This window comes from Dapis purpurea BLCC-M126, from assembly GCF_050015975.1.
GTDB lineage: Bacteria > Cyanobacteriota > Cyanobacteriia > Cyanobacteriales > Microcoleaceae > Trichodesmium.
The window spans coordinates 1-9,283 of record NZ_JBNHER010000310.1; the positions used below are offsets into that span (position 1 = coordinate 1).

The 9,283-nt window shown below is 36.4% G+C and carries 6 protein-coding genes; 2 read left to right on the forward strand and 4 right to left on the reverse strand.

The features are described from left to right. Positions 1–106: 106 nt before the first annotated feature. Complete coding sequence (locus ACP6PL_RS28265; protein ID WP_426548668.1) at positions 107–853, forward strand: class I SAM-dependent methyltransferase; 747 nt, start codon at positions 107–109, stop codon at positions 851–853. A 30-nt stretch (positions 854–883) separates the two neighbouring features. Here the strand turns inward: ACP6PL_RS28265 and ACP6PL_RS28270 are convergent, their stop codons facing one another. The 3 genes from ACP6PL_RS28270 to ACP6PL_RS28280 form a co-directional block, all read right to left on the reverse strand. Further along, positions 884–1,810, reverse strand: a complete 927-nt coding sequence (locus ACP6PL_RS28270; protein WP_426548669.1) for a fused MFS/spermidine synthase — start codon at positions 1,808–1,810, stop codon at positions 884–886. Between the two features lie 578 nt (positions 1,811–2,388). After that, positions 2,389–3,954 (reverse strand): NAD(P)H-hydrate dehydratase, encoded by a 1,566-nt coding sequence (locus ACP6PL_RS28275; protein ID WP_426548670.1) that lies wholly within the window; start codon positions 3,952–3,954, stop codon positions 2,389–2,391. 427 nt (positions 3,955–4,381) lie between these two features. Continuing rightward, entirely contained in the window at positions 4,382–5,230 is an 849-nt protein-coding gene (locus ACP6PL_RS28280; protein WP_426548671.1) for a hypothetical protein, read from the reverse strand. A 361-nt stretch (positions 5,231–5,591) separates the two neighbouring features. Between ACP6PL_RS28280 and mnmA the strand changes: the two genes are divergently transcribed. Continuing rightward, positions 5,592–6,665 carry a tRNA 2-thiouridine(34) synthase MnmA gene (mnmA, locus tag ACP6PL_RS28285; RefSeq protein WP_426548672.1) on the forward strand — a complete coding sequence of 358 codons (1,074 nt, stop codon included), beginning with the start codon at positions 5,592–5,594 and terminating at the stop codon, positions 6,663–6,665. A 537-nt stretch (positions 6,666–7,202) separates the two neighbouring features. On the opposite strand, the gene ACP6PL_RS28290 is transcribed toward mnmA, so the two are convergent. Further along, positions 7,203–9,283, reverse strand: a 2,081-nt coding sequence (locus tag ACP6PL_RS28290; RefSeq protein ID WP_426548673.1) for a CHAT domain-containing protein, incomplete at its 5' end; no start/stop codon positions are given.

Here is a 9,283-nt window from a genome sequence, read left to right on the forward strand (position 1 = left end):
TGCTCTTGAATGAAGATGAAAATTTTTTTTATACCGAATTAAGCGGATTTGATATCATATAAAATTACATCAGATATTTGTAACAAAATACTAACAATAATGGACAATGAACAATAATTATCAAGTCTGGAAAACGGCAGAACTTTCACAAAAATATCTTTCTGGTGTCAGGAGTGCCATTCCTTTAGCTACTGAACAAATTGAGATTATCTTGAGAATTATTCAGACAACTAAATCCCAAGTAAATAACTTTTTAGACTTAGGTTGTGGTGATGGTATTTTAGGTCAGGCAATTCTCAGTCAATACCCTAATTCTCAAGGAGTATTTTTAGATTTTTCAGAAGCAATGATTGAAGCTGCAAAAAGCAAGGTTGCCGATAATTATCAAGGTAATTTTGAATTTATTACTCAAGACTATAGTCTACCGGAATGGATAAATAAAGTTCACCGAAAAGCACCATTTGATGTAGTTGTGTCAGGATTTTCAATTCATCATCAACCAGACAGCAGAAAACAAGAAATCTATCAAGAAATTTACCAATTATTAAAGCCAGGAGGATTATTTCTGAATTTGGAACACGTTGCCTCACCATCTAAATTAATTGGGCAGTTATTTGATGAATTATTTGTTGATTCTCTCTATACTTTTCATCAAAGTCAAAACACAAATAAATCCAGAGCAGAAATTCATCAGCAATATTATAACCGCCCAGATAAAAAAGCAAATATTCTTGCTCCTGTAGAAACTCAATGTGATTGGTTACGAGAGATAGGTTTTATTCATGTTGACTGTTTTCTGAAGTTGTTTGAAATTGCTTTATTTGGTGGTATTAAACCAGAATTAAAAGTATAAATGTAGTAATTTTCTTGTTAATTTTAAATCTCAAACTTGAAAATCTTTTGGTGGATTTTTCAAAGTATATATCTGAGTTTCTGTAGCGATCGCCTGTCGTAAATTCAAAGGCAGTCGCGACATACCCAATAAAGAAATACCATCCATAAGTTGAAAACCACCTATAGTTTTCTCTGCCAATAAACTGTCTACTTTTTCTGGGTTCACTTTAGGAGAAAATTCTTTGTCAGAAGCAACAACAAACCCTAACGGACATCCATAACTGCTAGAATAAGGCATAAAAGAATGAACATAACTAAACACAGTTTGTAAAGTTTTAACTACACGGACATGAAGATACATTTCAGCAGGAGAAATTGAACCTGCTTGTATTATAAATGAACCATCAACAGATAAAATTCGGCGAATTTTTTTAAAGTATTCCTGAGTAAATAAAGGAAAAGATGGACCCGACTCAATAGGATCTGTTAGGTCAGAAATAATTACATCCCAAGTTTCTGAAGTAGACTCTAAAAAATTCTGAGCATCATCAATAATTAATTCTACACGTGGGTCTTCAAAAACATTCTGATGCATTTCCGGCAAATACTTTTTGCAAGCTTCTACAACTTCCCCATCTATATCAACCATAACTACTTTCTCAACAGTTTTCCAACGTAATACTTCTCGTATTGTTGCTCCTTCTCCTCCTCCAAATATTAAGACTTTGCGTGGAGACCCATGAAAAATCATAGGTGGATGTACTAAACTTTCATGGTAGAGAAATTCATCTTGGGTGCAAGACTGCCACTTACCATCTAATATTAAAGCTTTACCATAAACACCTTCGACTATATACATTTTCTGATACTTGGTTTTTTGATAAATAAGAACTTTATCAATACCATGTTTATAAATATCCCAGGGTGTAATTTGTTCAGCGAAAAACAAATCTGTATTAAGATTAGCACCTGCCATTGATTATTTTCCTCCAGATCGGTATTTAATTATAGCATTTTGAAGAGGGAATAAGGATAAAAGAAAACTGTCTGAATAATTTTTTGCAGTAGTTTCCTACTTGATGAAGTACATATATTCATGGTTTTAGGGAGTAGAAAAGATCGGTGGGAGAATAGTGAACCAGGAAAAAATATTTACCCCACTAATTTTACCACATTAATCTGGAATCTCCTTTGATAATTGATAATCAATAATTGATAATTACCTCTCCCTAAAAGGGAGAGGTAAGAGGCGGTAGGGACAATTTTTTCTTCTCTTGGTCGATTGGATATGGCGTTTAGCGCTCTACAAGAGCGGGTCTCCCGAAGAACGCAGAGCCGCTCCGCTTTTCAGGCGACAGCCGAAGTGCGAAGTTGTGCGCTAGCTAAACGCCATCCCATCCTACGGAATTCTCCGCAAACGACCGGTTGTTCCTCCTTTAAAGGAGAGGCTTTAAATCTTAATTATTTGGTAACAAATGCTAATATAATTTTGAAGCAAAGATCAAGAGATATTTCAATTTCCAGATGCTCTTTTTCCTATCCAACCAAGAAAGATTATATTTTTTCTATTGCTGGTATTAAATATTGAGTTAAGGTAAAAGCATCTACTCCTAATTCTGTTCGTTCTTTTACTGCTAATATTGCTGCTTGAGCGTGCCACCAAACGGCTGTTTTTACAGCTTCGAGTGGTATAATTTTAGTTGAACTAATAGCTAATAAACCTCCGACTAATCCTGTAAGTACGTCGCCACTTCCCCCTCTTGCTAATGCGGGAGTGCTTTCTGGATTTATCAATATTTTTTGACTATTGGCAATAATTGTTTTTGCTCCTTTTAAAACTACTATAAGGTTGCTATTTTCAGCAACTTTTTGAGCTGCTAATATCCGATTATTTAGTTGATTTGCTAAGTTAGGAAATAAACGTTTAAATTCTCCTAAGTGAGGAGTAATAATTGTTGGTGCTTGACGTTGACTTACTAAAGAGTTATTTACTAAATTTCCACAAATATTTAAACCATCAGCATCTAAAACTAGAGGACAATTTACAGATAATACTTTTTCTATTATAGATTTAGGTTCTGTGGTTAAACCAGGTCCGCAGGCAATGGCGTCAAATTTACTTAAATCTATATCTTTTGGTAATTGTTTTATTGCTCCAGTTTCTGTTTCAGGGCAACCAATAATTAGTGCTTCTGGTAAGTGATTATTTAGTATAGGTTTAATTGATTCTGGTACGGCAATTGATAACATTCCCACACCTGTTGCTCTGGCGGCTAATCCTGTTAAAATTGCTGCTCCAGTATAAGGATGGGAACCTGTAATTAATAATAAATTACCATTTTTATATTTATGGGTTGCTGGGGGACGAGATAAGGGTAGATTTGCTGTGGCAGATGTTTTTGTAATTCTCTCAATTGCGGGAAATTCTCCTAAAATTGCTGTAATATCTGCCAGGGGAATATCAAAGTCAATTAGTTCAGATTTACCAATATATTCTAGAGCTTGGTCTTGTAAAAATGCTTGTTTCCACAGACCTAAACAAAATGTGTGGGTAGCACAAATAGCTGTTCCTAAAACTTCTCCTGTATCTGTATGTATTCCAGAAGGTAAGTCAATGCTAAATATTTGTTTTTGCCAACTATTAATTTGATTGATATCTTCAGCTAAATTTCCAGAAATTTTCCGTTCTAAACCAAAGCCAAATAAACCATCTATGAGTAAGTCGCAATTTTTGAGCAGGGAAATATTTTCGACAAAATCAACTCCTAAAGATTGGAGATATTTTGCATGAGAATTTGTTAGTTCTTTCAGTTTAGTAATAGGACGGTAGACTATTATTTCATAACCTTGAAAATATAATTCTCTGGCTATAACTAAAGCATCACCGCCATTATGACCAGGACCTACTAATACACCTATTTGACTAATATTAGGATTTAATAATCCTTGGATTTTTCGTGTTACTAATCCGGCGACTTTTTCCATTAATGCTGGTACAGGCATTCCAGCAATAAATATGCGTTCTTCTATTTGTCGCATTTGTGCAGCAGTAACTACAAATCTAGGGAGTAGGGAGCAGGGAGTAGGGAGTAGGGAATCGGGAGTAGGGAAATTAGCCATAATATATTTTTTCTAGGGAGTAGGGGAATTACCAATAAATAATTGATAATTTATAGATATAGATATAGCAATCCGAGCTTATTTATGTATAAAAATCTTACTGTTTTTGGGGCATAGGCTTAGAAATAATAGGCAATTGGTAATAATTTTGGAATTTATTTCTAGTTTTTGAATTTTCACAAAATAAGTGCGGATTCTTATAGTTAAAAACATTACTGAAACTTATTTATTAATTAATAACTGAAGTCTTGAATAAGTACAACATTATTTCCATTTTTTTACAGCATATTTCAGGCAAATGATGTAGAGGGTAAATGGTTAAAATCTTGTAGTGCGGGCATCTTGCCCGCGTGGGTATACCTCATAACAATGGTGTAGTTCTTTACTTCTTCTTCCTGCTTCCTCCTTTCTCCTTCCTTCTTCCTTTCTAACGACCAAAGTAAATAGCTACATTAATAAACCCTGAATCTAATAAATAGCGTTGCCATTTTTCTGCAGTTTCTCTATTTTCAAAAGGTCCTATAGCTACATTTTCTGGTGTTTCAGTTACCTGAATACCTCTATCAGGAACTCCCAATAATCCCAATTTATATGTGATTAGAGCCAAATCTTTTGACTGAGTAGGGATGAGTAAATAATAAGATTCTGTATTACTAAGTCCATAAGCTATTAAATGTCTAACTGGAGGATATACATTACGAGCTAAGGTTGTAGGTCTTAGAGGAGCACCAAATGGTTCACCAGGGTCACGCGTTGATAATTCTCCATTAATGCCTTTTTTTTCTAAATAATCTAACAAATCTAAAGCAAAAAATAACTTAGAAAAGCTCCCGACTTGAATAACTCTTGCGGCTCCAAAAGAGCGAAATACTGCTCTTGGTTCAACTTGCTGCCGAATAATTCCTAACAAAATTGGACTTTCTGACTCAATATAAACAACATATCGTAAATTGGGAAATGGACTTGGTTCGATAGGATTAAATATTGGTTCTTGTGGTTGAGTTGAAGGTGTTATAGTTGATGGTGGTAATTTTTCCAGAGGTCTTGGTTCACTAGGAATTTCTGTTATGAGTAGTTCGTTTTTTGATGTGTTGTTGTTAGGAATAAAAATTGTGTTTTGGCTTTGATTTTGATTGTTAGATAGGGTTTTACTTTTGATGACTTGTCCCAGGGATAAAGTCTGGTAACTTAGAGCTAAAAATCCTCCGAATATAATTGATAATAATGACATTTTTGAATTTTTGTAGTATGATATTACAGAAGATTGATTTAGCATGGTTACTTACTCCGATAAATGATGATTTTAAAAGAAAGTCAAAAGTCAAAAGTCAAAAGTCAAAAGTAAGAAAAAAGAAATAAATGTTGTTTAAGAGTATACCTATTCAGGTTTATTTTCATAGGAAGTAGCAAATACGATAACTGTATAAGCAAATTTCATTTATAGAAAAGAAGAAAAAGAACTGTAACTAAGTAACTTGATAAATGCTATATATATTGATTTAGATATCTTACCTGTGCCCTGTTCCCAACTTCTGTAAAAAATTGATTATCAAAAGAAACTAGAAAAAAGAAGGTAGAAAAAAAATCTATAATTCAAAATAAATACATATAGTTTTGATTTTATAAACTAAAATCCAATGAATAAAATTATAGTCGGTCTTTCTGGTGGAGTTGATAGTTCCACAGCAGCAGCGATATTGCATCATCAAGGATATCAAGTTGAGGGCTTAACTCTTTGGTTAATGAAAGGAAAAGGTCAATGTTGTTCCGATGGAATGGTTGATGCTGCCTATATTTGTGAACAATTGGGTATTTCCCATCATATTGTCGATACTCGTGATTTATTTCAAGCAAATATTGTTGATTATTTAGTAACAGGTTACAGTGCCGGAATTACTCCACTGCCTTGCTCTCAATGTAATAAAACTGTTAAATTTGGCCCTATGTTGGCTTATGGCCGTGAAAAATTAGGTATTGACAAAATTGCCACGGGGCATTATGCACGAATTGATTATGATTCAGAAAGCGATCGCTTTCTATTAAAACGTGCGGTTGACCGAAACAAAGACCAGTCTTATTTTCTGTATGATTTAACACAGGACTTACTAGCAGGTTCAGTATTTCCTCTAGGAGAAATGGTCAAGAGTGAAACCCGACGTATTGCAGCCGAATATCGTTTGAAAACTGCTGATAAACCAGAAAGTCAGGATTTATGTCTGGTAGAAGCCAGTGGTTCGATGCGAGAATTTTTGGATAAATATATTACTCCCCATCAAGGTGAAATAGTTGATCGAGAAGGGCGAGTATTAGGAAACCATGATGGTGTCCATCATTATACTATTGGCCAAAGAAAAGGTTTGGGAGTTTCTGCTTCTCATCCTTTATATGTGATTGACTTAGACCCAGTGATGAATCGGGTGGTGGTCGGCGATCGCGACAGTGCGGCCAAAATGGAGTCTACTGTGAAGTTGGTTAACTGGGTTTCTATTGCCCCACCAACTACGCCAATACGGGCAGAAGTGCAAGTGAGATATCGTAGTTTACCTGTAGCTGCAAATATTATTCCTTTGGGAATTAATGAAGAGAAACCCCAAGATGGTTTTCGAGTTAAGTTAATGTTTGAAGAAGCAGTTTTTGGTATAACTCCCGGTCAAGCCGCTGTTTGGTATGAGGGAGATATTTTGTTAGGTGGAGGGATAATTAATAATTAATAATTAATAATGGATAATTGATAATGAATAGTGGAGCATTAAAACTCTCTCTAATTATCAATTATTCATTGGTAAGTGTTAGTTTTTAGTCTGGATTTTAGTTGATTATTTATGAATTTAGAATTGAGAATTCAGAATTATTAAATTAAGGAATTGTAGCGGTTTTCCAGAAATGTTGAATACAAAACTTCTGCCTTCTACCTTGAAGCCAAAATCTCTGTAATTTACATTAATGAAAACTGCTATAATTCCTAATAACTGCCTAAGTCCTAATTATATCAAATCTGGATAATTACTATACCCAAGTCATTGCGAGGCGACGGTAAATAACTGAAACTTTTGGGAAAATCATTAATACTAGCCGAAGCAATCTCTATGGTATCTATGAGATTGCTTCGGGAGGAATTATGGTCAAACCAAGAATCTAATTTTTTCCCATCCCCCCTCGCAATGACAAGTTGGTGTTTATTTGTAGAACTACGCCAATAGGTTAAAATATAAAATTATCAAACTTAGTCAGAGATTACTTCTCAATTCTCAATTCTCAATTCCCATCTCTCTCCAATCTCCAGACGGAATAAACGACGCCCAATAATAAGGATGTTGATATTCCTCTGTTGCCAATATCTCTAACTGAGTCTGTCGTAACGCTTCCGATCGCCCCTCATTATTCAATACCCGCTGATAATATTTCACCATCAAATCTTTTGTAGCAAAATCATCCACCTGCCACAAACTAATTACCTGACTTTCACTACCCGCAAGAGATAACGCTCGACGCAAACCATAAACTCCCTCTCCCACATTTATGTCTCCGACTCCTGTATCGCAAGCAGACAATACTACCAATTTCGTACCACCCAAACTCAAATTAGCAATTTCTAAAGCCGTCATTACTCCATCTTCATCACCGCTTTCACGAGGATTAAATCCTGCTAAAGCTATACCTGAACGTAACAGTGGGTTTTCTAATTTATTGGATGGTGCTTGGGGAAGGGAAGTATTAAAACCACCTCCCAAAGTTGGGGGTGCAACTTCTTTTAAATCTTCGAGAAAGAAACCGTGGGTAGCAATATGGAGTATTTCAGGAGCATTGACTTGTTTAATAGCATTTTCTGTAGCATTCGACTCAGTTAACAGAGTCACTTTTGATAACATCGGCGCAATAGCTTCCACTTCTGCTTTCGTTCCTTGTAACGCTCCAAAACTTAAGTTTTCCGGAGCAAATAAAAAACTGCCTAAATCTCTAGTAGGTTTTTTATTACCACGTTTATTATTAGCAACGAGTCGAGCGGAATTGGGGTTGCCTGGGGTGTCGTATTCGGGGTTGGCAACTAATACAGGTGGTTGTTTCGACGGGAAGTCAATTTTAAGTTTGATTAAGTCGCGTCCGGTGGTGAGGTAGGTAATATTATAGTTTTCGATTAAATATTGATTGTTTTCATCCACCAGAGCAGCAAAGGGAATGAGGTTGAGTTGGGAGTCTGGAGATAACAGGATGTGTTTTGCATTGCCTAACTTTTGGCGGATGGGTTCCATTACTTGTTGCTCTAAAGTACGAGCAACTTCTTGGATGGAACTATTGGGTTGTGATAAATTATTGCGAAATTCATTGATGGTGTTATTTATGGGTTCTGCTGCTCCCAGAGCTAGCCATTGAGGTGCGCCTATGGAATGGAGGATGTAAGCTGCGTAGTGGGGTTGTTTAAATTTATCAGCTTTGGCATTGAAAGGTTTGTACTGAATAATTTCTACCAATGCTGCATTAGCAGGGATTAACTCTTGTATCCTTTCAATAGTTACTGGTTTAGTTGTCTGAGCAAATGCTGCACTAACCAGAGAAAGGTCAACTTCTAATTTCTCTGCTTTACCTTTGAGGGTAGCGACTTGTTGGCGATATTGTTCTGGTGCGATATTTTCCGGTTTGTTGTAGATGAGGGCAGCTAGTTGGGTGCGAGTGGTTGCCAGGTCGTCGAGGAGTTTTTCATTTTCTGGAGTGAGGTTGTCGCGGATGGTTTGGAGGGAGTTGATGGTGGAGTCGAGGATGCGACCTTTGCGCCGGAGGATGGTGGTGAGGGCGAGGTTGGCTGCGTCTGGGTTTGTGGGTGCATCTTGGAGGTGTAGAGATATTGTTCGGTGAGTTGTTCCTGAGAGATAGCTCATTGAGGCTTGTTTTTGGCTTTCCGAACCTGTAGCGAGGAAAGTAGTGAGGGTGGTTTCTTCTACTTCCATTGCCTGGGTAAGATATTCAATGGCACTGGTTGTATTTCCTTGAGCAAGGTACAGTACTGACAGGTTATTGAGGCTTAGAGCAACCTTTGGATGGTCTGCTCCTAATGCTTTCTCATATATTGCTCTTGACCTTTGGTATAGGGGTAAAGCTTCTGTGTACTTTCCTTGCTCATGGTACAGTGATGCCATATTGTTGAGGCTGCTGGCAACGTCTGAATGGTCTGCTCCTAATGCTTTTTCTCTGATTGCCAGAGACTGTTCGTGTAGGGGTAAAGCTTCTGTGTACTTTCCTTGCTCACGGTACAGTTCTGCCTGGTTATTGAGGTTAGTGGCAACCTTTGGATGGTCTGCTCCTAATGCTTTCTCATATATTGCTCTTGACCTTT

What these genes read in the sequence shown, in the direction of transcription:
- ACP6PL_RS28265 (WP_426548668.1), top strand. Translation starts at nt 107, where the DNA reads ATGAACAATAATTATCAAGTCTGGAAAACGGCAGAACTTTCACAAAAA.
- ACP6PL_RS28270 (WP_426548669.1), bottom strand. Translation starts at nt 1,810, where the DNA reads ATGGCAGGTGCTAATCTTAATACAGATTTGTTTTTCGCTGAACAAATT.
- ACP6PL_RS28275 (WP_426548670.1), bottom strand. Translation starts at nt 3,954, where the DNA reads ATGGCTAATTTCCCTACTCCCGATTCCCTACTCCCTACTCCCTGCTCC.
- ACP6PL_RS28280 (WP_426548671.1), bottom strand. Translation starts at nt 5,230, where the DNA reads ATGCTAAATCAATCTTCTGTAATATCATACTACAAAAATTCAAAAATG.
- mnmA (WP_426548672.1), top strand. Translation starts at nt 5,592, where the DNA reads ATGAATAAAATTATAGTCGGTCTTTCTGGTGGAGTTGATAGTTCCACA.